Annotated in this window: 20 protein-coding genes, 1 tRNA gene and 2 pseudogenes; 11 read left to right on the top strand and 12 right to left on the bottom strand. The window is 70.3% G+C overall.

What is annotated here, in order from left to right; all coding sequences use genetic code 11:
• Nucleotides 1-136 precede the first annotated feature (136 nt).
• From ACFV6X_RS11805 to ACFV6X_RS11785, 5 genes are all read left to right on the top strand, one after another.
• Entirely contained in the window at nt 137-1,366 is a 1,230-nt protein-coding gene (locus ACFV6X_RS11805) for a branched-chain amino acid ABC transporter substrate-binding protein (RefSeq protein WP_385381190.1), read from the top strand.
• A gap of 115 nt (nt 1,367-1,481) precedes the next feature.
• On the top strand, nt 1,482-2,411 hold the full coding sequence (locus tag ACFV6X_RS11800) for a branched-chain amino acid ABC transporter permease (RefSeq protein WP_365451781.1): 930 nt from the start codon (nt 1,482-1,484) through the stop codon (nt 2,409-2,411).
• A gap of 23 nt (nt 2,412-2,434) precedes the next feature.
• The gene (locus ACFV6X_RS11795; RefSeq protein ID WP_385381395.1) at nt 2,435-4,246 is read left to right on the top strand and encodes a branched-chain amino acid ABC transporter permease; all 1,812 of its coding nucleotides are present in this window, start codon (nt 2,435-2,437) and stop codon (nt 4,244-4,246) included.
• Nucleotides 4,247-4,251: 5 nt separating this feature from the next.
• Nucleotides 4,252-5,115 (top strand): ABC transporter ATP-binding protein, encoded by an 864-nt coding sequence (locus ACFV6X_RS11790; protein WP_385381188.1) that lies wholly within the window; start codon nt 4,252-4,254, stop codon nt 5,113-5,115.
• Nucleotides 5,112-5,828 (top strand): ABC transporter ATP-binding protein, encoded by a 717-nt coding sequence (locus ACFV6X_RS11785; protein WP_385381185.1) that lies wholly within the window; start codon nt 5,112-5,114, stop codon nt 5,826-5,828. Before ACFV6X_RS11790 ends, ACFV6X_RS11785 begins: the two co-directional genes overlap by 4 nt.
• A gap of 147 nt (nt 5,829-5,975) precedes the next feature.
• Here the strand turns inward: ACFV6X_RS11785 and ACFV6X_RS11780 are convergent, their stop codons facing one another.
• Nucleotides 5,976-6,644 carry an ANTAR domain-containing response regulator gene (locus ACFV6X_RS11780; protein WP_385381182.1) on the bottom strand — a complete coding sequence of 223 codons (669 nt, stop codon included), beginning with the start codon at nt 6,642-6,644 and terminating at the stop codon, nt 5,976-5,978.
• A 99-nt stretch (nt 6,645-6,743) separates the two neighbouring features.
• Here ACFV6X_RS11780 and ACFV6X_RS11775 point away from each other — a divergent pair.
• A tRNA-Leu gene (locus ACFV6X_RS11775) sits at nt 6,744-6,818 on the top strand.
• Between the two features lie 106 nt (nt 6,819-6,924).
• A pseudogene (locus ACFV6X_RS11770) lies at nt 6,925-7,668 on the top strand (helix-turn-helix domain-containing protein); the annotation flags it as partial.
• Nucleotides 7,669-7,720: 52 nt separating this feature from the next.
• Here ACFV6X_RS11770 and pyk read toward each other — a convergent pair.
• On the bottom strand, nt 7,721-9,148 hold the full coding sequence (gene pyk / locus ACFV6X_RS11765) for a pyruvate kinase (protein ID WP_385381179.1): 1,428 nt from the start codon (nt 9,146-9,148) through the stop codon (nt 7,721-7,723).
• A gap of 202 nt (nt 9,149-9,350) precedes the next feature.
• Entirely contained in the window at nt 9,351-10,070 is a 720-nt protein-coding gene (locus ACFV6X_RS11760; protein WP_385381178.1) for an SIMPL domain-containing protein, read from the bottom strand.
• 144 nt (nt 10,071-10,214) lie between these two features.
• On the opposite strand from ACFV6X_RS11760, the gene ACFV6X_RS11755 reads away from it, so the two are divergent.
• The gene (locus tag ACFV6X_RS11755) at nt 10,215-12,011 is read left to right on the top strand and encodes a bifunctional metallophosphatase/5'-nucleotidase (RefSeq protein WP_385381175.1); all 1,797 of its coding nucleotides are present in this window, start codon (nt 10,215-10,217) and stop codon (nt 12,009-12,011) included.
• 38 nt (nt 12,012-12,049) lie between these two features.
• On the opposite strand, the gene ACFV6X_RS11750 is transcribed toward ACFV6X_RS11755, so the two are convergent.
• From ACFV6X_RS11750 to ACFV6X_RS11720, 7 genes are all read right to left on the bottom strand, one after another.
• The gene (locus ACFV6X_RS11750; protein WP_385381174.1) at nt 12,050-13,525 is read right to left on the bottom strand and encodes a lysine N(6)-hydroxylase/L-ornithine N(5)-oxygenase family protein; all 1,476 of its coding nucleotides are present in this window, start codon (nt 13,523-13,525) and stop codon (nt 12,050-12,052) included.
• Nucleotides 13,522-14,880 carry a pyridoxal phosphate-dependent decarboxylase family protein gene (locus tag ACFV6X_RS11745; protein WP_385381171.1) on the bottom strand — a complete coding sequence of 453 codons (1,359 nt, stop codon included), beginning with the start codon at nt 14,878-14,880 and terminating at the stop codon, nt 13,522-13,524. Before ACFV6X_RS11745 ends, ACFV6X_RS11750 begins: the two co-directional genes overlap by 4 nt.
• Before the next feature lie 184 nt (nt 14,881-15,064).
• Complete coding sequence (gene pepN, locus ACFV6X_RS11740) at nt 15,065-17,548, bottom strand: aminopeptidase N (RefSeq protein ID WP_385381168.1); 2,484 nt, start codon at nt 17,546-17,548, stop codon at nt 15,065-15,067.
• Nucleotides 17,549-17,667: 119 nt separating this feature from the next.
• Nucleotides 17,668-18,204, bottom strand: coding sequence for a two-component system response regulator (locus tag ACFV6X_RS11735; RefSeq protein WP_385381165.1), 537 nt, complete (start codon nt 18,202-18,204; stop codon nt 17,668-17,670).
• 138 nt (nt 18,205-18,342) lie between these two features.
• The gene (locus ACFV6X_RS11730; RefSeq protein ID WP_385381163.1) at nt 18,343-18,693 is read right to left on the bottom strand and encodes a chorismate mutase; all 351 of its coding nucleotides are present in this window, start codon (nt 18,691-18,693) and stop codon (nt 18,343-18,345) included.
• 58 nt (nt 18,694-18,751) lie between these two features.
• Nucleotides 18,752-19,195 (bottom strand): GNAT family N-acetyltransferase, encoded by a 444-nt coding sequence (locus tag ACFV6X_RS11725; RefSeq protein WP_385381160.1) that lies wholly within the window; start codon nt 19,193-19,195, stop codon nt 18,752-18,754.
• A gap of 95 nt (nt 19,196-19,290) precedes the next feature.
• Nucleotides 19,291-20,085: a S1 family peptidase gene (locus ACFV6X_RS11720; protein ID WP_385381157.1), complete on the bottom strand. Its 795-nt coding sequence runs from the start codon at nt 20,083-20,085 to the stop codon at nt 19,291-19,293.
• 164 nt (nt 20,086-20,249) lie between these two features.
• Here ACFV6X_RS11720 and ACFV6X_RS11715 point away from each other — a divergent pair, with 164 nt between their 5' ends.
• Nucleotides 20,250-21,167, top strand: a complete 918-nt coding sequence (locus ACFV6X_RS11715) for a hypothetical protein (RefSeq protein WP_385381154.1) — start codon at nt 20,250-20,252, stop codon at nt 21,165-21,167.
• A gap of 274 nt (nt 21,168-21,441) precedes the next feature.
• Nucleotides 21,442-21,620, top strand: a pseudogene (locus ACFV6X_RS11710) (hydroxyacid dehydrogenase); the annotation flags it as partial.
• 3 nt (nt 21,621-21,623) lie between these two features.
• Here ACFV6X_RS11710 and ACFV6X_RS11705 read toward each other — a convergent pair.
• Nucleotides 21,624-22,541 carry an SDR family oxidoreductase gene (locus ACFV6X_RS11705; protein ID WP_385381152.1) on the bottom strand — a complete coding sequence of 306 codons (918 nt, stop codon included), beginning with the start codon at nt 22,539-22,541 and terminating at the stop codon, nt 21,624-21,626.
• Nucleotide 22,542: 1 nt separating this feature from the next.
• Complete coding sequence (locus tag ACFV6X_RS11700) at nt 22,543-23,328, bottom strand: SDR family oxidoreductase (protein WP_385381149.1); 786 nt, start codon at nt 23,326-23,328, stop codon at nt 22,543-22,545.
• Between the two features lie 87 nt (nt 23,329-23,415).
• On the opposite strand from ACFV6X_RS11700, the gene ACFV6X_RS11695 reads away from it, so the two are divergent.
• The gene (locus ACFV6X_RS11695) at nt 23,416-24,171 is read left to right on the top strand and encodes an enoyl-CoA hydratase family protein (protein WP_385381146.1); all 756 of its coding nucleotides are present in this window, start codon (nt 23,416-23,418) and stop codon (nt 24,169-24,171) included.
• The last annotated feature ends 47 nt before the right edge of the window (nt 24,172-24,218 follow it).

Genomic DNA, 24,218 nt, shown 5'->3' with positions numbered 1-24,218 from the left:
GCACTCCTCCATGTTCCCCGCACGCGCTTAGAGTCACCGCCAGTCACCGAGCTACAGGATTCGAAGTCACTTCGACCCAGCGCTCGACTCGGCGCGTTCCATGGGGGGCCGCCGTGCCAGGGAAAGGACCTGATTCGTGCGTCAACGTTCGATCATTGCCATAACCGCCGCAATCGCGGCGGGATCGCTGACACTCACGGCTTGTGGGTCGCGTGACGACGACGGCGGCAGCAGCAACGGCGACAAGACCACAGTTGTGATCGGCCTCGACGCCCCGCTGACCGGCGACCTGTCCGCACTGGGCCTCGGCATGAAGAACTCCGCCGATCTGGCCGCCAAGACGGCCAACAAGCAGGAGTTCGTCAAGGGCGTCGAGTTCAAGATCGAGGCGCTCGACGACCAGGCACAGCCCTCCGTCGGCCAGCAGAACGCCCAGAAGTTCATCAGCAACAAAGAGGTCCTCGGCGTCGTCGGCCCGCTGAACTCCAGCGTCTCGCAGCAGATGCAGAAGCCGTTCAACGACGCCGGTCTGACCCAGGTCTCCCCGGCCAACACCGGCACCGAACTGACCCAGGGCGACGGCTGGAAGACCGGTGACTCGGTCCGCCAGTTCAAGACCTTCTTCCGCACCGCCACCACGGACGAGATCCAGGGCGCCTTCGCGGCCGACTACCTCTACAACAAGGCCAAGCTCAAGAAGGTCTACCTGATCGACGACCAGAAGACCTATGGCGCCGGCCTCGCCGCCTCCTTCAAGGCGAACTTCACCAAGTTCGGTGGCCAGATCGTCGGAACCGACCACATCAACCCCGACGACCGTGACTTCAACGCCGTGGTCGCCAAGATCAAGAAGACCGGCGCCCAGGCCCTCTACTACGGCGGCGAGTACCCGGCCGCCGGCCCGCTGAGCCAGCAGCTCAAGGACAGCGGCCAGAACATCCCGCTCATGGGAGGCGACGGCATCTACTCCGGCGAATTCCCGAAGCTGAACAAGAAGGCCGAGGGCGACCTCGCCACCTCCGTGGGCAAGCCGGTCGAGCAGCTCGACTCCGCCAAGACGTTCATCAAGGACTACGAGGCGGCAGGCTACGAGGACGCCTACGAGGCCTACGGCGGCCTCACCTACGACGCCACCTGGTCGATCATCGAGGCCGTCAAGCTGGCGGTCGAGGGCAACGACGGCAAGGTCCCGTCCGACGGCCGCAAGGCAGTCCTGGACGCCATGGCCAAGGTCAAGTTCGACGGCGTCACCGGCACCATCTCCTTCGACGAGTTCGGTGACACCACGAACCACACGATGACCGCGTACAAGGTCAAGAGCAACGCCTGGGCGCCGGAGTTCAGCGGCGAACCCAAGCTCGGCTGACGAAGGACGAGTCAGAGAACCCTTCACACTCACACATTGATCCAGGCCGCGCGGGAAGTGCCTACCAGCGCTCCCGCGCGGCGCCATATCCGAACCACTCCACGGAGGCCCTGCGGTGAACGAACTGCCGCAACAGCTGGCCAATGGACTCATCCTCGGCGCGATGTACGGACTCATCGCGATCGGCTACACGATGGTCTACGGCATCGTCCAGCTCATCAACTTCGCCCACGGCGAGATCTTCATGGTCGGGGGCTTCGGGGCCCTCACCGTCTGGTTGGTACTCCCCGACGGCTTCGGCCTCGGGGCCGCAGTCCCGCTCATGATCATCGGCGGTGTCCTCGTATCGGTCGCCGTCGGCACGGCGGCGGAACGCTTCGCCTACCGACCGCTGCGTACTGCGCCACGGCTGGCACCCCTCATCACCGCCATCGGCCTGTCCATCGCCCTCCAGCAGGCCGTGTGGATGTGGTACCCGGACGCGAAGAAGGACGTCCCCTTCCCGCAGTTCCACGGCGGCCCCATCGACATCCTCGGCGCCAACATCCAGCGCGGCGACCTCTTCGTGGTCATAGCCGCCCCGCTGTGCATGCTCGCCCTCGGCCTGTTCGTCACCAAGACGCGCTCCGGGCGCGGCATGCAGGCCACCGCCCAGGATCCCGACACTGCCAAGCTGATGGGCATCAACACCGACCGCATCATCGTCATGGCGTTCGCCATCGGCGCCGCGTTCGCCGCCATCGCGGCCGTCGCCTACGGCCTCAAGAACGGTCAGGTCGGCTTCCGCATGGGCTTCCTGATGGGCCTGAAGGCATTCACCGCGGCCGTGCTCGGCGGTATCGGCAACATCTACGGCGCCATGCTCGGCGGCATCGTCCTCGGCGTCGCCGAGGCCCTGGCCACCGGTTACGTCGGCGACATCCCCGGCATGGAACTCTTCGGCGGCGGTGCCTGGAAGGACGTGTGGGCGTTCAGCCTCCTCATCCTCGTCCTGCTGTTCAGGCCACAGGGTCTGCTCGGCGAACGCGTCGCGGATCGGGCGTGATACCCATGACCACCGAGATCCCCATGGACAAGGCCACCGACACCGACAAGGTGTCCACCGCGGATGCCACCCCGATCATCCCGCTGCCGCAGGCCGCGGCACGCGGACTGACCGTCGTCGGCTCCGCCGTCGCCCTCATCGGCACCTTCCTCGCCTGGACCTGGACCGAGGAGTTCCCGGGCAACCTGACCGTCACCGGCTACCCGGGCGGCCTTCAGGTCCTCACCCTCGTCGGCTCCCTGCTGACCCTGCTGTTCGCCCTCTCCGGCTACGGCATCCGCGGCCTGGGATGGCTCACCCCCGGCGGCAAGAACAGCCCCGTCCTGCTCGCCGCCTTCGGCGTGTTCGGCACCACCGGCTACTCGATGGGCGCGATCAGCCAGGAGCTCGGCGGCCTGGTCAACCTGGAGCCAGGCGCCTGGATCGCCGGCATCGGCGCGCTCGTCGCCGTGATCGGCGCTCTCGGTCTCCCGGTCGACCAGCCCTACGGCCCCGGCGAGCCGACCCCGAACCTCTGGGGCCGGATCCGTCACTCCATCACCGCCCCCGACCCCCGCCGAGCCAAGGAACTGCCCTCCTGGGTGGAGATCCTGATCATCGCCGCGGGCTTCGGCGTCGGCCTGTACGTCTTCGCGTACGGCATCAGCACCGAATACTCCGAGCTGTTCATCGGCTTCCTGATCGTCGCGGCGTTCGGCTTCACCGCCGTCACCCGCGCGGGCCTGCTCAAGCGGCTGTCGGCACTCACCGCCAAACACCGCAACGTCACCCTCGCGGCAGCGTTCGCCGCGGCGATCTGCTTCCCCTTCACCCAGTCCAACGATCAGTTCGCCCTCATCGGCGCGAACATCCTGATCTTCGCCACGGTCGCCCTGGGCCTCAACGTCGTCGTCGGCCTCGCCGGCCTCCTCGACCTCGGATACGTCGCCTTCCTCGGCGTCGGCGCCTACGCCGCCGCCCTGGTCTCCGGCTCCCCCGCGTCGACGATCGGTGTGAAGTTCCCCTTCTGGGCGGCCGTTCTCACCGGTGCCCTCGTCTCGCTGATCTTCGGCGTGGTGATCGGTGCCCCGACCCTGCGACTGCGCGGCGACTACCTCGCCATCGTGACGCTCGGTTTCGGTGAGATCTTCCGCATCACCATGAACAACCTGAACGGCAACAGCGGCCCGGACGTCACCAACGGCTCCAACGGCATCCCCCAGATCCCCGACCTGGAGATCTTCGGATTCAACCTCGGAGTCCCGCACAACGTCCTCGGCCACGAACTGACCCGCTCGGCCAACTACTACCTGCTGATGCTGCTGTTCACGGCGATCGTCGTGATGGTCTTCCGCCGCTCCGCGGAATCCCGCATCGGCCGCGCGTGGGTCGCCATCCGCGAGGACGAGACCGCCGCCACCGCGATGGGCATCAACGGCTTCCGCCTGAAGCTCCTGGCGTTCGCGCTGGGCGCCGCCCTCGCCGGTCTCGCGGGCACCGTCCAGGCGCACGTGTCGTACAGCGTCACACCCGAGCAGTACCAGTTCGCCGGCTCCGTGCCGCCGAACTCGGCCTTCCTGCTCGCCGCCGTCATCCTCGGCGGTATGGGCACCATCAGCGGCCCACTGATCGGCGCCGCGCTGCTCTACCTGATCCCGGCCAAGCTCCAGTTCATGGCGGAGTACCAGCTGCTGCTCTTCGGCATCGCGCTGATGCTGCTGATGCGCTTCCGTCCTGAGGGCCTGGTCGCCGACCGCAGGAAGCAACTCGAATTCCACGAGACCGGACAGCTCGACGTACCGGAGGACAAGCCATTGCCCGAAGGCGCGACCGGCGTCGCGAAGGCAGGGGCGTGACCGCCATGACCACCACCACGACCGCACCCACCACCACGGTGCTCGACGCGAGCGGTGTCACCATGCGCTTCGGCGGTCTGACCGCCGTACGCGACGTGGACCTGACAGTGAACACCGGAGAGATCGTCGGACTCATCGGCCCCAACGGCGCCGGCAAGACGACCTTCTTCAACTGCCTGACCGGCCTGTACATACCGACCGAGGGCAAGGTCGCGTACAAAGGCACGGTCCTACCGCCCAAGCCCCATCTGGTCACCCAGGCCGGCATCGCCCGTACGTTCCAGAACATCCGGCTCTTCGCCAACATGACCGTTCTGGAGAACGTGCTGGTCGGGCGGCACACCCGAACCAAGGAAGGCCTCTGGTCGGCCCTCCTGCGCCTGCCCCGCTTCAAAAAGGCCGAGCAGGAGTCCCGGGCCCGGGCCATGGAGCTCCTGGAGTTCACAGGTCTCGCCGCCAAGGCCGACCACCTCGCCCGCAACCTGCCCTACGGCGAGCAGCGAAAGCTGGAGATTGCCCGGGCGCTGGCGAGCGAGCCCGGCCTGCTCCTCCTGGACGAGCCGACCGCCGGCATGAACCCGCAGGAGACCCGGGCGGCCGAGGAGCTCATCTTCGCGATCAGGGACATGGGCATCGCCGTCCTCGTCATCGAACACGACATCCGGTTCATCATGAACCTCTGCGACCGGGTGGCCGTGCTGGTCCAGGGCGAGAAGATCGTCGAGGGCCCCGCCGAGGTCGTCCAGGCCGACGAGCGTGTCATCGCCGCCTACCTGGGCACGCCCTTCGAGGGCGCGCCCGGCGAAGCAGAGGCCGCCGAGGTAGAGGCCGCCGAGGCGTCGAGCAGCACGGAAGGGGACGACAAGTGACCGCATTGCTCGAGGTCGAGGACCTCAGGGTCGCTTACGGCAAGATCGAGGCCGTCAAGGGCATCTCGTTCAAGGTGGACGCGGGCGAGGTCGTCACCCTTATCGGCACGAACGGCGCCGGCAAGACGACGACCCTGCGGACCCTGTCGGGTCTCCTCCAGCCACTGTCGGGCCAGATCAAGTTCGACGGCAAGTCGCTGAAGAAGGTCCCCGCACACAAAGTCGTCTCGCTGGGGCTCGCCCACTCCCCCGAGGGGCGGCACATCTTCCCCCGCATGACGATCGAGGACAACCTCCGCCTCGGTGCGTTCCTGCGCACCGACAAGGAAGGCATCGAGAAGGACATCCAACGCGCCTACGACCTCTTCCCCATCCTCGGGGAGCGCCGGAGGCAGGCGGCGGGCACCCTCTCCGGCGGTGAGCAGCAAATGCTCGCCATGGGGCGGGCACTGATGTCCCGACCGAAGCTGCTCATGCTCGACGAGCCGTCCATGGGTCTGTCGCCGATCATGATGCAGAAGATCATGTCCACCATCAAGGAGCTCAAGTCCCAGGGCACCACCATCCTGCTCATCGAGCAGAACGCCCAGGCCGCGCTCTCCCTGGCCGACCACGGACACGTCATGGAGGTCGGCAAGATCGTCCTGTCCGGGACAGGGCGGGACCTGCTGCACGACGAGTCCGTACGAAAGGCGTACCTCGGCGAGGACTGACCCGCCCGATGCCGCCGTCCCAGGCGCAGACAGTGATGCGGCCCTGCCGGTTGACCGGCAGGGCCGCATCACTGTCTCCAGGTCCCCGCGGCGCATCGCTGATGTCGTGCGCCACCACGTCGCCGCGCCTCATGCCGTCTCGGGCGCTCAGCCCTTCTCGGGGGACTTGGCCGCCTTCTTCTCGGCGGCGTCCTCGATGACCGCCTCGGCGACCTGCTGCATGGACATCCGCCGGTCCATGGACGTCTTCTGGATCCACCGGAACGCGGCCGGCTCGGTCAGCCCGTACTCGGTCTGGAGGACCGACTTCGCACGGTCGACCAGCTTGCGCGTCTCCAGCCGCTGGCTGAGGTCGGCGACCTCCTTCTCCAGCTCCTTCAGCTGCGTGTACCGCGAGACGGCCATCTCGATCGCCGGTACGACGTCACTCTTGCTGAACGGCTTCACCAGGTACGCCATGGCGCCGGCGTCCCGGGCGCGCTCGACGAGGTCGCGCTGCGAGAAGGCGGTGAGCATGAGGACGGGCGCGATGGACTCCTCGGTGATCTTCTCCGCCGCGGAGATGCCGTCCAGCTTGGGCATCTTCACATCGAGGATCACCAGATCGGGGCGGTGCTCCCGGGCCAGCTCCACGGCCTGCTCACCGTCACCGGCCTCGCCGACCACCGTGTAGCCCTCCTCCTCCAGCATCTCTTTGAGGTCGAGCCGGATCAGGGCCTCGTCCTCGGCGATGACGACACGGGTCGTCAGCGGAGGCACGTGCGACTTGTCGTCGTCGGGCACGTCAACGGGCTGGGGCGACTCGGGGGCGGTCACGGGGGCTCCTTGTCGAGGGCAGGGTGCTGCTCCCAAGAGCCTACCTAGCTGCGGTATGGTGGACGCGCTGAGGGTCGAGGGAAACCTTCGATTCTGCGAGCCCCGGTAGCCCAACTGGCAGCAGGCAATGGATTCAAAACCCATACAGTGTCGGTTCGAATCCGACCCGGGGCACTTTTCCTTCGATTTCAAGGTCACTACTCGAAAGCGGATGTCCACATTCTCGTGAACATCCGCTTTTTGCTGCATCTGGTGACGTGCGGTCGCGCAGAGTGGCCACATGTACGACATGGGCACACGTAAGCGGGCACTCGCTCTCGTGGCACAGGGCCGCAGTCTCAACTCGGTAAGCCGTGAGACGGGCATCTCCCGCGCGGCGATCCGCTCTTGGCAGGACCGCTTGGAGCCACTGCCCCGCATGGTGCCACCGGACCCGGGACCGCCCGCCGACGAACGCGCATACGCATACCTCCTCGGCCTCTATCTCGGCGACGGCTGCATCAGCGCCCACCCGAAAGGCGGTTACTACCTCCGCATCGTGTGTGCGAACGCATGGCCCGGACTTGTCCAGGAGTGCCGGGAGGTCATTCCGAAGGTACGGCCCGGGGTCGGCGTATACACCGTCCCCAAGCAGGGTTGCGTGACGGTGACCAGCTACCACCGGCACTGGCCCACACTCTTTCCCCAGCATGGCCCTGGCGAGAAGCACAAGCGCCCCATCGTCCTCGCGGCCTGGCAGCAGGGAATCGTCGATATCCATCCCTGGGAATTCGTCCGCGGCCTCATTCACTCGGACGGCTGTCGCGTCACCAACTGGACGACGCGCATCGTCGGCGGCGAGCGCAAGCGCTACGAGTATCCGCGCTACTTCTTCACCAACGTCTCCGACGACATCCGCCGGCTGTACACCGACACCCTCGACAAGCTGGGCGTCGCATGGACCTACTGCGCCCGGCACGGGACGCCGTACAACATCTCCGTCGCCCGCAGGGCCTCCGTCGCGCTGCTCGACGTCCACGTGGGCCGGGCCCCAAGCACTGACCGTCAGATGCGCGCAGGGTCCCGTACGGCGCCGTCTAGGAGGTCTCGCCGATGTGGTGCACCCGGACGAGGTTCGTGGTTCCCGGCATTCCAGGGGGCGAGCCGGCCGTGATGACGACCGTGTCGCCGGGCTCGCAGCGGGCGTACTTGGTCAGCAGTTCGTCCACCTGGGCGATCATCGCGTCCGTCGAGTTGGCGTGCGGGCCGAGGAACGTCTCCACTCCCCATGTCAGGCTCAGCTGCGAGCGCGTCGCGGGCTCCGGGGTGAAGGCGAGGAGCGGGATCGGGGAGCGGTAGCGGGAGAGGCGGCGGGCGGTGTCGCCGGACTGGGTGAACGCGACCAGGAACCGGGCGCCGAGGAAATCTCCCATCTCGGCCGCCGCGCGAGCGACCGCTCCGCCCTGGGTGCGGGGCTTGTTCAGCTCGGTCAGGGGGGAGAGCCCCTTGGCGAGGATGACCTCCTCGGCCGCCTCGACGATCTTCGCCATCGTCCGGACCGTCTCGATGGCGTACTTCCCGACGCTGGTCTCCCCGGAGAGCATCACCGCGTCCGTACCGTCGATGACGGCGTTGGCGACGTCGCTGGCCTCGGCGCGCGTCGGCCGGGAGTTCTCGATCATCGAGTCCAGCATCTGGGTCGCCACGATCACCGGCTTGGCGTTGCGCTTGGCCAGCTTGATCGCGCGCTTCTGGACGATCGGGACCTGTTCGAGCGGCATCTCGACGCCGAGGTCGCCGCGGGCCACCATGATGCCGTCGAACGCCGCCACGATGTCGTCGATGGCGTCCACCGCCTGCGGCTTCTCCACCTTGGCGATCACGGGGAGGCGGCGCCCCTCCTCGTCCATGATGCGGTGGACGGCCTCGATGTCCCGGCCGCTGCGGACGAAGGAGAGGGCGATGACGTCGAAGCCGGTGCGCAGGGCCCAGCGCAGGTCGGCCTCGTCCTTGTCGGAGAGCGCGGGGACGGAGACCGCGACGCCGGGGAGGTTCAGCCCCTTGTTGTCGGAGACCATGCCACCTTCGACGACCTCGGTGTGCACGCGGGGCCCGTCGACGTCAGTGACCTGCAGGCACACCTTGCCGTCGTCGACGAGGATGCGCTCGCCGGGGCTGACGTCGCCGGCCAGGCCTTTGTAGGTCGTTCCGCAGGACTGCCGGTCGCCCCGTGCGCCGTCCTCGACGGTGATGGTGAAGGAGTCGCCGCGTTCAAGGAGTACAGGCCCCTCGGTGAAGCGGCCGAGCCGGATCTTCGGGCCCTGAAGGTCGGCGAGCAGCCCGACGCTGCGCCCCGTCTCGTCGGAGGCCTTGCGTACGCGCTGGTAGCGCTCCTCGTGCTCGGCGTGTCCGCCGTGGCTGAGGTTGAATCGGGCGACGTCCATTCCGGCGTCGACCAGTGCCTTGATCTGGTCGTACGAGTCGGTGGCGGGGCCCAGGGTACAGACGATCTTTGCTCGGCGCATGATTCGAGCCTAGGCCTTACCGGCGGGTAGACAATTGGCCGAGCATGACTACTCAACCACCTTTGCGTGAAGGGGTGTTGACAAGTGTTGAATTGTGCAAGGCGGCGCTCCGATGAGCATTTCGCAGCCCATGCCCCGTTCGCGGTCGTGCATTGACCATGCACCGGTCAGGTATTCACTCGGGTCGATTTTCCGAATCGCCTCACAGTTGTGGCGGCACCATGGTGAATCGGGCGTTGACCTGGGCGTGCACGTGTTGCCGCTGGGGTTCGAGGTCCAGGGGTGCCGCGCCGGTGTCCTCGGCGGCCGCGGCGTAGGCCACGGAACGCATACGTCCGTTGGGTGCCGCCGGATATGGCTGCGGGTTCTCGGCGCCGATGTCGGCGAGTTCCACGAGGGCCGACAGGGTCGTACCGAGCGCGTCGGCGTATTCGCGGGCGCGTTGCACCGCCTCGCGGACGGCCTGTCGACGGGCCTCGCGGTGGGCGGGCGAGTCGGGGCGCAGCGCCCACCAGGGGCCGTCGACGCGGGTGAGGTCGAGGTCGGCGAGGCGGGAGGTGAGTTCGCCGAGGGCGGTGAAGTCGGTGAGTTCGGCGGTGACGTGGACGACGCCGTGGTAGGTGCGGATGCGTTCGCCGCGGCCGTGCTTGGTGAGTTCCGGGGTGATGGAGAAGGCGCCGGTCTCCACGCGTTCGACGGCGTCGCCGTAGGACTTGACCAGGTCGAGGGCGCCGGCGTTGCGGCGGGTGAGGTCGTCGAGCGCGGAACGCCGGTCGCGGCCGCGGGCGGTCACGGTGATGCCGATGCGGGCGATCTCGGGGTCGACCTCGAGGCGCGCCTCGCCACGGACGGCGATGCGGGGGGCGTCGGGGGTCCCGTAGGGGACGGCGGGGTGCTGGGGTTCCTCGGTGGGTGAGGTCATACGTCCCACTCTGTCATCGCGCGTGGGGGGTGTGGCCCTGGCCGGTCATCAGATCGCAACGTCCGGGGTCTGTCGGTGGTGGTCATGTCCGGGTCAGAATCTACGCGCGTTGTTGTCGTTCCACGCCGACTGGGAGTTCTGCACATGCCGTTGAACCGCCGGAAGTTCCTGAGGAAGTCCGCCGTGGCCGGGGCGGGGGTGGCGGTCGCCGGCGCGGCGACGGCACCCGCGCAGGCGGCACCGGCTCACGGGAAGCGCCCCAGGCGGTACTCCTTCACCGTCATGGGCACCACCGACCTGCACGGCCACATCTTCCACTGGGACTACTTCAAGAACGCCGAGTACTCCGACACCGCGGGCAACGTCCAGGGCCTGGCCCGGGTCTCGACGCTGGTGAACCAGGTGCGTGAGGAGAAGGGCCGCCGCAACACGCTGCTGCTGGACGCCGGCGACACGATCCAGGGCACCCCGCTGACGTACTACTACGCGAAGGTCGACCCGATCACCGCCAAGGGCGGCCCCGTGCACCCCATGGCACAGGCGATGAACGCCATCGGCTATGACGCGGTGGCGCTCGGCAACCATGAGTTCAACTACGGCATCGAGACGCTGCGCCGGTTCGAGCAGCAGTGCCGCTTCCCGCTGCTCGGCGCCAACGCCGTCGACGCGAAGACGCTGCGGCCCGCCTTCCCGCCGTACTTCATGAAGACGTTCCGCGTACCGGGCGCCCCGCCGGTCAAGGTCGCCGTGCTCGGGCTGACGAACCCGGGCATCGCCATCTGGGACAGGGCGTACGTTCAGGGCAGGCTGGTCTTCCCCGGCCTGGAGGAGCAGGCGGCGAAGTGGGTGCCGAAGCTGCGTTCGATGGGCGCCGACGTGGTGGTCGTCTCCGCGCACAGCGGCTCCTCGGGCACGTCGTCGTACGGCGACCAGCTGCCGCACGTGGAGAACGCCGCAGCCGACGTGGCCCGGCAGGTGCCCGGCATCGACGCGATCCTGGTCGGCCACGCGCACGTGGAGATCGAGGAACTGCTGGTCACGAACGAGAAGACCGGCAGGACGGTCGTCCTGTCCGAACCGCTGTGCTACGCCGAGCGGCTCACGCTGTTCGACTTCGAGCTGGTCCTCGACAAGGGCGGGTGGCAGGTCGAGTCGGTCAAGGCGTCGCTGCGGAACTCCAACACGGTCGAGGACGACCCGAGGATCACCCGCCTGCTGTCGGACGAGCACGCGAAGGTCGTGGAGTACGTCAACCAGGTCGTCGGCACCGCGACCGAGACCCTGACGACGGTCGACGCCCGCTACAAGGACGCCCCGATCATCGACCTGATCACCAAGGTGCAGGAGGACGTGGTCAAGGCGGCGCTGGCGGGCACCGCCCACGCGTCGCTGCCGGTGCTCGCGCAGGCGTCGCCGTTCTCCCGGACGTCCCAGATCCCGGCCGGCGAGGTGACGATCCGGGACCTGTCGAGCCTCTACGTCTACGACAACACGCTGGTCGCCAAGCTGATGACGGGGGCGCAGCTGCGGGCGTACCTGGAGTACTCGGCGGAGTACTACGTGCAGACGGCGGCCGGCGCGCCGGTCGACGTGGACAAGCTGACCAACGCGGGCGGCCGCCCGGACTACAACTACGACTACGTGTCGGGGCTGACGTACGAGATCGACATCGCCCGGCCGGCCGGGTCGCGGATCCGGAACCTGGCGTTCGGCGGTGCCGCGCTGGACGACGCCCAGCAGTTCGTGCTGGCGGTGAACAACTACCGCGCCAACGGCGGCGGCGCATTCCCGCACGTGGCGTCGGCGCAGGAGCTGTGGTCGGAGTCGACGGAGATCCGCACCCGGATCGCGGAGTGGGTGACCGCCAAGGGCGTACTGGACCCGAAGGACTTCGCGTCGGTGGACTGGAAGCTCACCCGGGACGGCACGCCGGTGCTCTAGGCCCTGACGACGACAGGGCCCAGACCTTTCCGGGAACGTCAGGTCCCGTCCCGCAGGGGGGTGAGCGTGCCCGGGTGCCGGGCGGGCGGGACCTGGGAGCGCTGCTGCTCCAGGCCGAAGCTGGTGAACGCGGTGCGGTGCGGCAGCGGGTACGGCTCCTTGCCGGTCAGCGCGTTGAGGATGGTGGCGCTGCGCCAGGCGGCGAGGCCCAGATCGGGGCTGCCGACGCCGTGGGTGTGCAGCGAGGCGTTCTGGACGAAGGCCGTGCCGGTGACGGAGGGGTCGAGGACCAGGCGGAACTCCTCGTCGATCCGCGGGCGCTCGTGGCTGTCGCGGCGCAGATAGGGGTCGAGGCCGGCGAGGAGCCGGCTCAGGGGGCGTTCGCGGTATCCGGTGGCCAGGACGACGGCATGGGTGGTGAGCCGGGAGCGGGTGCCCTGCTGGACGTGTTCCAGGTGCAGTTCGACCTGGGTGGTGGCGATCCGGCCGGCGGTACGGACGCGGACGCCGGGGGTGAGGACGGCGTCCGGCCAGCCGCCGCCCAGGTTGCGCCGGTAGAGCTCGTCGTGGATGGCGGCGATGGTGCCCGAGTCGATGCCCTTGTGGAGCTGCCACTGGGAGGTGACGAGCTGCTCGCGGACCGGCTCGGACAGGGCGTGGAAGTAGCGCGAGTAGTCGGGGGTGAAGTGCTCCAGGCCGAGCTTGGAGTACTCCATGGGTGCGAACGCCTCGCTGCGGCCGATCCAGTGCAGCCGCTCGCGGCCGGCGGGGCGGTGCCGCAGCAGGTCGAGGAAGACCTCGGCGCCGGACTGTCCCGACCCGACGACGGTGATGTGCTCGGCGGCGAGCAGGGCGGCGCGGTGGTCGAGGTAGTCGGCGGCGTGGATCACGGGCACGCCGGGTGCCTCGACGAGGGGCGCGAGCGGGTCGGGGACGTAGGGCTCGGTGCCGATGCCGAGGACGATGTTCCTCGTGTAGGTGCGGCCGAGGGACTCGGCCTCTCCGTCGGTGTCGAGCCGGGTGAAGTCGACCTCGAAGACGTCGCGGTCGGTGTTCCAGCGCACGGCGTCGACCTGGTGGCGGAAGTGCAGTCCGGGGAGGCTCTCGCTGACCCAGCGGCAGTAGGCGTCGTACTCGCTGCGCCGGATGTGGAAGCGCTCGGCGAAGTAGAAGGGGAAGAGCCGCTCACGGGTCCTGAGGTAGCTGAGGAAGGACCAGGGGCTGGCGGGGTCGGCGAGGGTGACCAGATCGGCGAGGAACGGGACCTGGACGGTGGCGCCGTCGACGAGCAGGCCGGGGTGCCAGTCGAAGGCGGGGCGCTGTTCGTAGAAGACGGCGTCGAGTTCGGCGAGGGGGTGGGCGAGTGCGGCGAGGGAGAGGTTGAACGGGCCGATGCCGATGCCGACCACGTCACGCGGGGCCTGGGCTTCGTGGGATGCCGCATGGGCGGCGGCGTACGGGCTCACGTGTGCGGTGGCCTGTGGTGTGGTCGGCGGGTTCGTCGGGCGGGTCATCGGGGGGTGTGTCCTTCCACCAGAGACAGGAGGGCGGCCAGGTCGGCCGGCCGGGTACGGGGGTTGAGAAGGGTGGCCTTGAGCCAGAGCCGGCCGTTCAGCCGGGCGCGGCCGAGGACCGAGTGTCCGTGGCCGAGGAGATCTCGGCGTACGGCGGCCACGGCGTCGTCGGTGGCGCCGGTGGGCCGGAACAGGACCGTGCTGATGGTGGGCCGGTCGTACAGCTCGAAGCCCGGGTGCGCGGCGATCAGCCGCGCCAGCTCGTCGGCGCACTCGCACACCTGGTCGACGAGCGCTCCGAGCCCGCTCCGGCCGAGACCGCGCAGCGTGACGGCGATCTTGAGGATGTCGGGCCGGCGGGTCGTGTGCAGGGAGCGGCCCAGCAGGTCGGGGAGGCCGGCCTCGGTGTCGTCGTCGGCGTTCAGGTACTCGGCGCGCTGGTGCAGGCCGGCGAGGTCGCGGGCGTCCCGGACGGTGAGCAGGCCGGCGGCGATCGGCTGCCAGCCGAGTTTGTGCAGGTCGAGGGTGACGGTGTCGGCGGCGTCGAGCCCGCTGAGCCGGTGGCGGTGCCGCTCGCTGAACAGCAGCCCGCCCCCGTAGGCGGCGTCGATGTGCAGCCGGGCCCCGTGCGCCCGGCACAGGGCGGCGATCTCGGGCAGCGGGTCGATGAGCCCGGCGTCGGTGGTGCCCGCGGTGGCGGCGACGAGCACCGGGCCGGACAGATGTGCGAGGGTCTCGTCCAGGGCGGCCGGATCGAAGGTGCCGGCCGGGGCCGGGACGGTGACGGGTGCGGGCAGGCCGAGCAGCCAGGCGGCGCGGGGGAGCGAGTGGTGGGCGCCTGCCGCGGTGACGAGCTGGACGGTACCGCCGTGTGCCTCGCGGGCGAGCAGCAGGGCGAGCTGGTTGGACTCGGTGCCGCCGGTCGTGACGAGGCAGTCGGCGGCGCCGGTCTGCGCGGCGAGCGCCCGTGTGACCAGGGCCTCCAGGGCGGAGGCGGCCGGGGCCTGGTCCCAGGAGTCCAGGGAGGGGTTGAGGACACTGGCGGCGAGGTCGGCGGCGGTGGCGAGGGCGAGCGGCGGGCAGTGCAGATGGCCCGCGCACAGCGGGTCGGCCGGGTCGGCGGCGCCCTCGGCGAGCGCGTGCACGAGGGCGCGCAGGGCGTCCGGGTCGCCCTTGTCCGGCAGTACGTCCCCCAGCGTGTCCCGCATCCGCGCGGTGACCGCCTCCGGGCCGCCCGCGGGGAGCGGGCCGCCGCGTGCCCGGCCGCCGGCGGACAGCGCGTCGAGCACGGTGTCGAGCAACGGCCGCAGGGCGCCCGGGCCGTCGGGGCCTGAGGCGAGGGGCGGCGTGGGCATGTACCCAGCTTGTACGTGGATGGGGCGACGCGCCCGAAACGTACTGGCAGAACGACCCGAAAGAGGGTACGTACGAGGCGTGTGCGTGTTCCCCCGCGGCGCGGGACCGCCCCTGTCCCGCGCGGCCGGGCCGGCTGTCGCCGCCGGCCGGCGCGGGGGGTGCTGGATGGCCGGCGCCGGGGGGCTAGATGGCCTCCCTCACCCGCAACGCGCGTGCCAGGTCGTCGAGTTGGTCGGCGAGCCTCCGGCGCAGCGCCGGCACCGGCTCCGCGTCGCGCAGGCACTCCTCGCCCAGGCGCAGGGTCTCGGTGTCGACGGCGTGGGCGGGGAAGGCCCAGTTGCCCACGGCCTCGGCGATGGCGGGGCCGCGGCGGGCCGCGAGGGCGACGGCGTCCTCGTAGTAGCGCGGCACGTACTCCCGTACGAGGTCGGCCTGTTCGGGCTGCCAGAAGCCCTGGGCGGTGGCCGTGAAAAGGTAGTTGGACAGCTCGTCCCGCGCGAACATCGCCTCCCACGCCGTCCGCTTGGCCTGCGGGTCGGGCAGGGCGGCGCGGCAGCGGGCGGCGCCCTCCTGCCCGGTGGCGCTGGGGTCGCGGTCGAGCTCGGCGGCGATGGCGGCCTCGTCCGTCGCACCGAGCGCGGCGAGCCGGCCGAGGATGCGCCAGCGCAGCTCGGGGTCGAGCTCGGGTCCGCCGGGGACGATGCCGTCGTCGAGCCAGGCGGCGATGGTGTCGGGGTGCGCGGCGACGTCCACGAAGTGGCGTACGGCGAGCAGGCGCAGGCCGGGGTTGTCGCCGTCCTCGGTGCGGCGCAGCAGGTCGCGGCAGAGGGAGGAGAGGGCGCTCTGGGCGGCGGGGCGGCTCTCGGGGGTGAGGTAGCGGCCGGCGATCTGGCGGGTGGCGAAGCCGAGGACACCCTGGACGAGGGCGAGGTCGGTCTCGTGCGGGAGGTGGGCGCGGGCCGTCTCCAGGTAGGTGGTGGGTGGGAGTTCGGCGTCGCGTACGGCGTCCCTGAGGGCGTTCCACACCACCGCCCGGGTGAGGGGGCCCGGCAGGCCGGACAGTTCGTCGCGCACCGTCCGGAAGGACCGCGGGTCGAAGCGGACCTTGGCGTAGGTGAGGTCGTCGTCGTTGAGGAGGAGCAGCGCGGGGCGCTTGCCGATGGGGTGGCCGTCGGGGTGCGGGACGTCGAGGTCGAGGCGTTCGCGCAGGACGAGGCGGCCCTCGTCGCCCAGATCGTGGTCGTAGAGGCCGACGGCGATGCGGTGCGGGCGGCTGCCGGTGTGGTCGACGGTGAGGGTGCAGATGCCGTTGTCGCCGGTGGTGACCCGCGGGGTGAGGGTGTCGACGCCGGTGGTGCGCAGCCAGGACCCGGCCCAGGCGTGCACGTCGCGTTCGGTGGTGGCGGCGAGGGAGTCGATGAAGTCGGCGAGGGTCGCGTTGCCGAACCGGTGCCGGGCGAAGTGGGTGTTGATGCCGGCGAGGAAGTCCTTCTCGCCGAGCCAGGTGACGAGCTGGCGCAGGGCGGAGGCGCCCTTGGCGTAGGAGATGCCGTCGAAGTTGAGCAGGGCGGAGGCGGTGTCGGTGACGGACTCGGGGGCCACGGGGTGGGTGGAGGGGCGCTGGTCGGCGTCGTAGCCCCAGCCCTTGCGGGCGACGCCGAACTCGGTCCAGGTGCCGCAGAAGCGGGTGGCCTCGCCGAGAGTCTGGTAGCCCATGTACTCGGCGAAGGACTCGTTCAGCCAGATGTCGTCCCACCACCTGAGGGTGACGAGGTCGCCGAACCACATGTGGGCCATCTCGTGGGCGATGACCGTCGCGCGGTTCTGCCGCTCGGTGTCGGTGACGGCGGACCGGTAGACGTACTCGTCGCGGAAGGTGACCAGGCCGGGGTTCTCCATGGCGCCGACGTTGAACTCGGGGACGAACGCCTGGTCGTAGGAGTCGAAGGGGTACGGCTCCTCGAACTTCTCGTGGTAGCGGTCGAAGCAGGCGCGCGTGACGTCGAGGATCTCCTCGGCGTCCGCGTCGAGGTGGGGCGCGAGGCTGCGACGGCAGTGGATGCCGAAGGGCAGGCCGCGGTGTTCGGTGCGCACCGAGTGCCAGGGGCCGGCGGCGACGGCGACGAGGTAGGTGGAGATCGGCGGGGTCGGCGCAGCCCTCCACACGCCGCCGGTGTGTGCGGTGATGCCGTTGGCGAGGACGGTCCAGCCCGCCGGTGCCTTCACCGTCACCTCGAAGACGGCCTTGAGGTCGGGCTGGTCGAACGCGGCGAAGACGCGCTGCACGTCGTCCAGGAACAGCTGGGTGTAGACGTACGTCTCGCCGTCGGTGGGGTCGGTGAAGCGGTGCATGCCCTCGCCGGTGCGGGAGTAGCGCATGACGGCGTCGACGCGCAGTTCGTGGTCGCCCGCGGTGAGGTTCTTCAGGGGCAGGCGGTTGCCGTCGAGGGTCTCGGGGTCCAGGGGCTGTCCGTCGAGGGTCACCGAGCGCAGTTCGGCCGGCTTCAGCTCGACGAAGGTGTCGGCGTCCGTACGTGCGGTGAACCCGATCACCGTGAGGGAGTCGAAGGTCTCGTCACCGGTGGTCAGGTCGAGGTCGACCCCGTAGTGACGGACGTCGATGAGCTGGGCACGGGCTTGCGCTTCGTCGCGCGTGAGTACGGACATGGATCACATGCTGCCTGATGCCGGTGACAGCAGGACAGGGGCGGGCGGTTTCGCCGGGCTGTGCGCGGTCCTGCGTGCCGGCGGGCGGCGGGTCCACGGCGGTCCCCCGCGTACGAGGCCTATGTGCGGTCCTGCGCCGGTGCGGGCCCGCGCCGGTCTCGCTGCACGGGCAGGCGGGCGCCCGGTTTCCCCGGGTCGGCGCGGGTCTCCGTCTCCACCCGCGGCTCCCTGAGGGCGCGCAGCTCGCGCACCTCGCGTTCCAGTGCCTGGTGGCGCTGGTGGGCGTCGTACAGGTAGCGGACCTTGGTGCGCAGCGCCCAGGGGTCGACCGGCTTCATGAGCAGGTCGGCGACGCCGAGTCCGAAAGCGGTGGAGGTCAGTTCGTGGTCCGGGCCGTAGCCGGTGAGCAGGACGACCGGGATGTGCTGGGTCTGTTCCAGGCGGCGCAGGTAGCGCACCACGTCCAGCCCGCTGACGCCGGGCATGCGCACATCGAGCAGCAGCAGGCCGACGTGGCCGCGGAGCACCTGTTTCAGGGCCTCGTCGCCGCTGGTGGCGCGGCCCAGGTCGTAACCGAGCGGGGCCAGGGCGCTCTCCAGCGCGTACAGCGTGTCCTCGTGGTCGTCCACGATGAGGATCTTGGTGTCCGATCCCATGCCCGAACTCCCTCCGGCGTGGACACCAGAGTATGCGAGGCACTGACGGACAGTGGCCGCCCGTTGACGATCAGTGCACGGCGCGGAGCGGGCAGCCGGGACCGCGCACTGGTCCGTACCAGGAGGTGTTCGCCGAGGTCAATCGGTTGCCGGGGCGGCGCCGTTCACGGTGTCCTCGGCGATGCGCTCGTGGTGCCTGATCACTTCGCCGATGATGAAATTGAGAAACTTTTCAGCGAATCCAGGGTCCAGCTTGGCGCTCTCGGCGAGAGAGCGGAGCCGGTCGATCTGCCGCGCCTCGCGGGCCGGGTCGGCGGGCGGCAGCCGGTGCAGGGCCTTGAGCCGGCCGACCTGCATGGTGCACTTGAAGCGCTCGGCGAGCATGTGGACGACGGCCGCGTCGATGTTGTCGATGCTGTCGCGCAGGCGGGAGAGTTCCTGGCGGACGGCCGGATCGACGTCGTCGGGGGTGGTGTTGCGCGTGCTCATGGGCGTCCACCCTACGCGGCGGGCGGCTGTTCGGCCTCGATGAAGCAGGCGTCCCGCCTCAGGCTCCGATGACCTTGTGCAGATACACGTCCGCGTGCCCGCCGGGAACGCCGGGCAGCCGCCCCGCCTCGCGAAAGCCGAGCTTCTGGTAGAACGCCGGGGCCTGGAAGGTGTACGAGGAGACGATCATGTCGGTGCAGCCGCGCCGTACGGCCTCCTCCTCGGCGGCCCGCATCAGCTTGCTCCCCCACCCCGCGTGCCGCAGGTCCTCGCCGACCCACAGCAGTTCCACGCCGCACAGGCCGCCCCAGGTCCACCCGGTCAGTCCGCCGAGCAGTTCGCCGTCGCCCGCGGTGACCCGGACGCTGAACTCCTCGGGCTGCGCGGCGCCGGTCGCCGCCGTGTTGAACGCGGTGAGCTCCGCTTCGAGGCGCCGCTCCAGGGCGTCGTCCTTGCCGCCGACCTGGAGGGACGCGGCGGCGGAGGGCTGTTCGGTGGTCACGTCCCGGATTCTGCCAGGGGGCGGACCCGCCGACGACCGGACGACCGGCGTCCGCGGGAACCCCGGCAGGGGCCGCCGCGCCACCGAACCGCCTCCTACAGCGCGTTCGCCGCCCGGGCTATGTCCTTCGCGAAGTGGCTGACCTCGGTGTAGACACCGGGAACGCCGGTGCGGGCGCAGCCGTCGCCCCAGCTGACGATGCCGACCTGGATCCACTTGCCGGCGTCGTCCTTGCGGAACATGGGGCCGCCGGAGTCACCCTGGCAGGTGTCCACGCCGCCGCTCTGGTAGCCGGCGCACAGCTCTTCCGCGCTCACCAGCCGGTTGCCGTAGTGCCACTTGCAGGCTCGGTCGGTGATGAAGGGCACCGAGGCCTTCTGGAGCTTGGTGGTGCCGGTGCCCGCGCCCTCGCGGGTGTCGCCCCAGCCCGCGATGGTGAAGGTGCCGCGGTTGTAGCGGTTGGTGGTGGCTATCTTCAGCGTGGGCTTGTCGATGGGCCGGGCGAGCTTGATCAGCGCCCAGTCCTTGCCCACGCCGTTGTAGCCCGGCGCCACCCTGACCTTGGTCGACTTGACCTTGATGGCGGCGGAGGAGTTGAGGTCGGCGACGCCCGCGGTGACCGTGATGCGGGTGTTGTTGCCGGAGCCCTCCATGCAGTGGGCGGCCGTCAGGACGACGTCCTTCTTGTAGAGCGCACCGCCACAGCCCATCGAGAGGTGGACCATGAACGGGAACTCGTTCTGTACGGCGGGCTTGCCTCCGATGACGCGCGTGTCCGCGGCATGCGCGCTGACGGGCTGGAGGCTGGCGACCGTGAGAGCGACGGCACCGGCCGCCGCGGCTCTTCTGGCCAGGGTCAGACCGCTTCTCGTCGTCGCGTTATGGGTCAACGTACTTCCCTTCGTGGCGGATTGGGCGGCTCGCCAGTATGAAGATCGGGCGGCGTCCATGACAAGGACTGATCTCACGCCGGCACAGCGCAACCCGCCGAGCGAAATTCCGCTCTCTCCCTCGTAGAGTGGAAACGGGTTCACGGCGTCTTGGGGGTACGGGCGTGGCGAACGACGGACCGGTCGAGCACGGCTACCCACACCTGGAGACGGTGCGGGCCGCCGTCACGGCGCTGTACAGGCGGTTGTCGCACGACACGATCCAGACGTTCGCGGCCAGCGTGCCCCCGGCCGACGTGGCGTTCTGCGACACCGACGACCTCTATCTGGGCGCCCAGCGCGTGGCCCGGGAGCTGGTGCGGCACTACCGGCTGCCGGACGCCCGTCTGGTCGTCAGCTTCCGCGAGATGCAGCACGCGGCCAACGTCGAACTCACCACCGGTCCCGAGTACTTCGTGGAGCTGAACGACCGGTTCCGCACCCACCGCCGGGACATCGGCGCGGCGCTCGCGCACGAGATCATGCATGTCTATCTGCACCGCCTGGACCTGTCGTTCCCCGGCACGCGCGACAACGAGATCCTCACGGACACGGCGACGACGTACCTGGGCGCCGGCTGGCTGCTCCTGGACGCCTACCGGGAGGACGCGGCGTCCAGCCAGAAGCTCGGCTATCTGACGCCCGAGGAGTTCGGGTACGTCCTCGCCAAGCGCGCCCTGGTGTTCGGTGAGGACCCCTCGACGTGGTTCACCAGCCCGCAGGCGTACACGGCGTACGTCAAGGGCATGACGCTGGCCCGTCACGACGAGCAGCAGCCACCGCTCACCGCGGCGGGCTGGGCGGGCCGCCGCCGCTACGCCCGCGACCGCCGCCACGCCCAGAGCCACCACGCCCCCGTCGGTATGCCGGGCACGGCGAGCACGCCGTACGCCTTCTCCCCCGACGCCGACGGCCCGCTGCGGGTGTCGTTCCCCTGCCCCACCTGTCACCAGCGGATCAGGGTGCCGGTGCGGGGGCGGGTGCGGGGGCGGGTGCGGGCGCGGTGCGCGCTGTGCCGGACGGTGCTGGAATGCGACACCTAGGCGCGCCGCCGCCCCAGGTCAGCCCGAGGTCACCGTCGCCCTGCGCACACGCCAAGCTTCCCGGTGTCACCCGTGGACTCAACCGGTCCCTCGTCACCAGCACCCGGACCGCCGGGTCGCTCGACGTCACCGCGGACACGGCCCGCCGCCAGGTCAGGCCGATGGTCGCGCCGTCGCGCAGCGGGCCGGAGACGCGGATCATGGCCGTGCGGCCGGTCTTGCCGGCGCGCTCACCCCTATGTCCCCGACAGCGGCGGCGAATCAGAGGTCGACGCCGTACAGCTCCCTCCTGTACGACCTGCCCAACGTCCTGCTCACTCCGCACATGGCCGGTTGCCTCGGCGGCGAACTGCACCGCTTGACCCATGCGGCGCTCGACGAACCGCGGCGTTACGCCCGGGTCTGCCGTACCCGGCCCCGGTCCGCGCGGAGGACCTCACGCACCCCGCGTGACGCTCACTCCCGGCTGCCGTACACCGGCCCCGGCGTCCGGGAGCCGGCCAGCAGTCCTCGTACCACCTCGTCGAGTTCGGCCACGTCCCACCGGGCCCCCTTGTCCGCGGTGGGTCCGGCGCGCCATCCCTCCATCACGGTGATGCGGCCGCCCTCCGTCTCGAACACCCGGCCGGTGACGCCCGCGCTCGCGGCGGACCCGAGCCAGACGACCAGCGGGGAGACGTTCTCCGGCGCCATGGCGTCGAAGCCGCTGCCCGGCGCCGCCATGGTTTCGGCGAACGTCCGCTCCGTCATACGGGTACGCGCCGCCGGGGCGATGGCGTTGACCTGGACGCCGTACCGGCCCAGTTCGGCCGCCGCGACCAGGGTCAGCCCGACGATCCCGGCCTTGGCGGCGCTGTAGTTGCCCTGCCCGACCGAGCCCAGCAGCCCGGCCCCGCTGCTGGTGTGGACGATCCGGGCCTCGGGCGTGCGGCCCGCCCTGGCCTCGGCCCGCCAGTGCGCGGCGGCGTGCTTCAGCGGCAGGAAGTGCCCCTTGAGGTGGACGCGCAGGACGGCGTCCCAGTCGTCCTCGTCGAGGTTGACGAGCATCCGGTCGCGCAGGAAGCCCGCGTTGCTGACCAGCGTGTCGAGCCGGCCGTACGCCTCCAGCGCGGTCCGGATCAGCGAGGCGGCGCCCTCGGTGGTGGCGATGTCGCCGGCGTGCGCGACGGCCTCGCCGCCCGCCTCACGGATCTCGGCGGCCACCTGGGCGGCCGGGCTGTCGGCGCCGGGCCGGCCGTCCGGCCCGACGCCGAGGTCGTTGACGACGACCCGTGCCCCCTCGGCTGCGAAGGCGCGCGCGTGTGCCCGCCCGAGCCCCCGGCCGGCCCCGGTGACGACGACGACACGCCCTTCGCGGCTGCGTCTCGCGCTCATCTCATCCCTCCTGAGGGCTCTGTTGAGCGGTGGCGGCGTCCAGGAACGCGGGGCGCTCACCGCCCCCGTGCACGTGCAGGCTGGCGCCGCTGACGTACGAGGCGGCGTCGGATGCCAGGAACACAGCGGCCGCCCCCACGTCGGCCGGTGCGGCGAGCCGCCCGAGCGGGACCGTGCGGGAGACGGCGGCGACGCCGTCCTCGCCGCCGTAGTGCAGATGCGACAACTCGGTGCGGACCAGGCCGACGACGAGCGTGTTCACGCGTACGTCGGGCGCCCACTCGACCGCCATCGAGCGGGCGAGGCTCTCCAGGCCGGCCTTGGCGGCGCCGTACGCGGCCGACCCGGGTGACGGCCGGCCACCGCTGACACTGCCGATCATCACCACGCATCCCCGCGTCCGCCGCAACCGCTCGTACGCGGCCAGGGACGCGGTCAGCGGAGCCACGAGGTTCAGCTCGACGACCCGGGCGTGCCGCTCGGCGTCGACGTCGGTCAGCAGCCGGTACGGCGTGCCTCCGGCGTTGTTGACGAGGACGTCCAGCCGGGGCAGCCCCGCGAAGAAGTCCCGCACGGCGGTGGGCTCCCGCAGATCGAGGGGGACGAACCGGGCGCCCTCGACGGTGACTTCGGGCGGCCGCCGGGCGCAGGTCACGACCTCGGCACCGGCCTCGGCGAAGGCCCGTGCGATCCCGGCGCCCACCCCTCGCGTGCCGCCGGTGACGACGACGGTCCGGCCGTGGAGATGGGGCGACCGCGAGTTGTCCACAGGGGCTGCGTTGTCCACAGGGGCTCCCACGCTGATTCGGCGGCTGCTAGCTTCGAAGCCTCGAACACCTAACAAACGTTTGGTGGAAAGGTAGCTGATGCGGCCATGGGTGTCTCCACCTCGTCCCCGGAGAAGGGGATCTGCGTCGTCACGGTCGACTTCCCACCGGTGAACGCGCTGCCGGTGCACGGCTGGTACGCCCTGGCGGACGCCGTGCGCGCGGCCGGGCGGGACCCCGGCGTCCGCTGTGTCGTGCTGACCGCCGAGGGGCGCGGCTTCAACGCTGGGGTGGACGTCAAGGAGATACAGGCGCGGGGACCCGGCGCCCTGCTCGGCGCCAACTCCGGCTGCGCGGACGCCTTCGCGGCGGTCTACGAGTGCGAGGTCCCGGTCGTGGCGGCCGTGCGGGGCTTCTGTCTCGGCGGCGGCATCGGGCTCGTCGGCAACGCGGACGCGATCGTGGCGAGCGAGGACGCCACCTTCGGCCTGCCGGAGCTGGACCGGGGCGCCCTCGGCGCGGCCACGCACCTGGCCCGCCTGGTCCCGCAGCACCTCATGCGCGCGCTGTACTACACCTCCCGCACGGCGAGCGCCGCCGAGCTGCACGCGCACGGCTCGGTGTGGCGGGTGGTGCCCGGTGGGGAACTGGGCGGTGCGGCCCTGGAGCTGGCCCGCGAGATCGCCGCCAAGGACGGCCGGCTGCTGCGCCTGGCCAAGGCGGCGATCAACGGCATCGACCCCGTCGACGTACGCCGCAGCTACCGCTTCGAACAGGGCTTCACCTTCGAGGCCAACCTCAGCGGGGTCGCGGACCAGGTGCGGAGCACGTTCGGAACGGCAGGGAAGGAGGGACCGGAGTGACGGCGGAGACGGAAGCGGACAGGGCGGAGACCGAGGCGACGGCGGCC

It is taken from the genome of Streptomyces sp. NPDC059861 (genome assembly GCF_042731435.1).
Classification (GTDB): Bacteria; Actinomycetota; Actinomycetes; order Streptomycetales; family Streptomycetaceae; genus Streptomyces.
This window is presented reverse-complemented; position numbering and strand designations above follow the sequence as displayed.

What these genes read in the sequence shown, in the direction of transcription:
- ACFV6X_RS11790 (WP_385381188.1), top strand. Translation starts at nt 4,252, where the DNA reads ATGACCACCACCACGACCGCACCCACCACCACGGTGCTCGACGCGAGC.
- ACFV6X_RS11705 (WP_385381152.1), bottom strand. Translation starts at nt 22,541, where the DNA reads ATGAGCGCGAGACGCAGCCGCGAAGGGCGTGTCGTCGTCGTCACCGGG.
- pepN (WP_385381168.1), bottom strand. Translation starts at nt 17,548, where the DNA reads ATGTCCGTACTCACGCGCGACGAAGCGCAAGCCCGTGCCCAGCTCATC.
- ACFV6X_RS11735 (WP_385381165.1), bottom strand. Translation starts at nt 18,204, where the DNA reads ATGGGATCGGACACCAAGATCCTCATCGTGGACGACCACGAGGACACG.
- pyk (WP_385381179.1), bottom strand. Translation starts at nt 9,148, where the DNA reads ATGCGCCGAGCAAAGATCGTCTGTACCCTGGGCCCCGCCACCGACTCG.
- ACFV6X_RS11755 (WP_385381175.1), top strand. Translation starts at nt 10,215, where the DNA reads ATGCCGTTGAACCGCCGGAAGTTCCTGAGGAAGTCCGCCGTGGCCGGG.
- ACFV6X_RS11695 (WP_385381146.1), top strand. Translation starts at nt 23,416, where the DNA reads ATGGGTGTCTCCACCTCGTCCCCGGAGAAGGGGATCTGCGTCGTCACG.
- ACFV6X_RS11760 (WP_385381178.1), bottom strand. Translation starts at nt 10,070, where the DNA reads ATGACCTCACCCACCGAGGAACCCCAGCACCCCGCCGTCCCCTACGGG.
- ACFV6X_RS11745 (WP_385381171.1), bottom strand. Translation starts at nt 14,880, where the DNA reads ATGCCCACGCCGCCCCTCGCCTCAGGCCCCGACGGCCCGGGCGCCCTG.
- ACFV6X_RS11730 (WP_385381163.1), bottom strand. Translation starts at nt 18,693, where the DNA reads ATGAGCACGCGCAACACCACCCCCGACGACGTCGATCCGGCCGTCCGC.
- ACFV6X_RS11750 (WP_385381174.1), bottom strand. Translation starts at nt 13,525, where the DNA reads ATGACCCGCCCGACGAACCCGCCGACCACACCACAGGCCACCGCACAC.
- ACFV6X_RS11795 (WP_385381395.1), top strand. Translation starts at nt 2,435, where the DNA reads ATGGACAAGGCCACCGACACCGACAAGGTGTCCACCGCGGATGCCACC.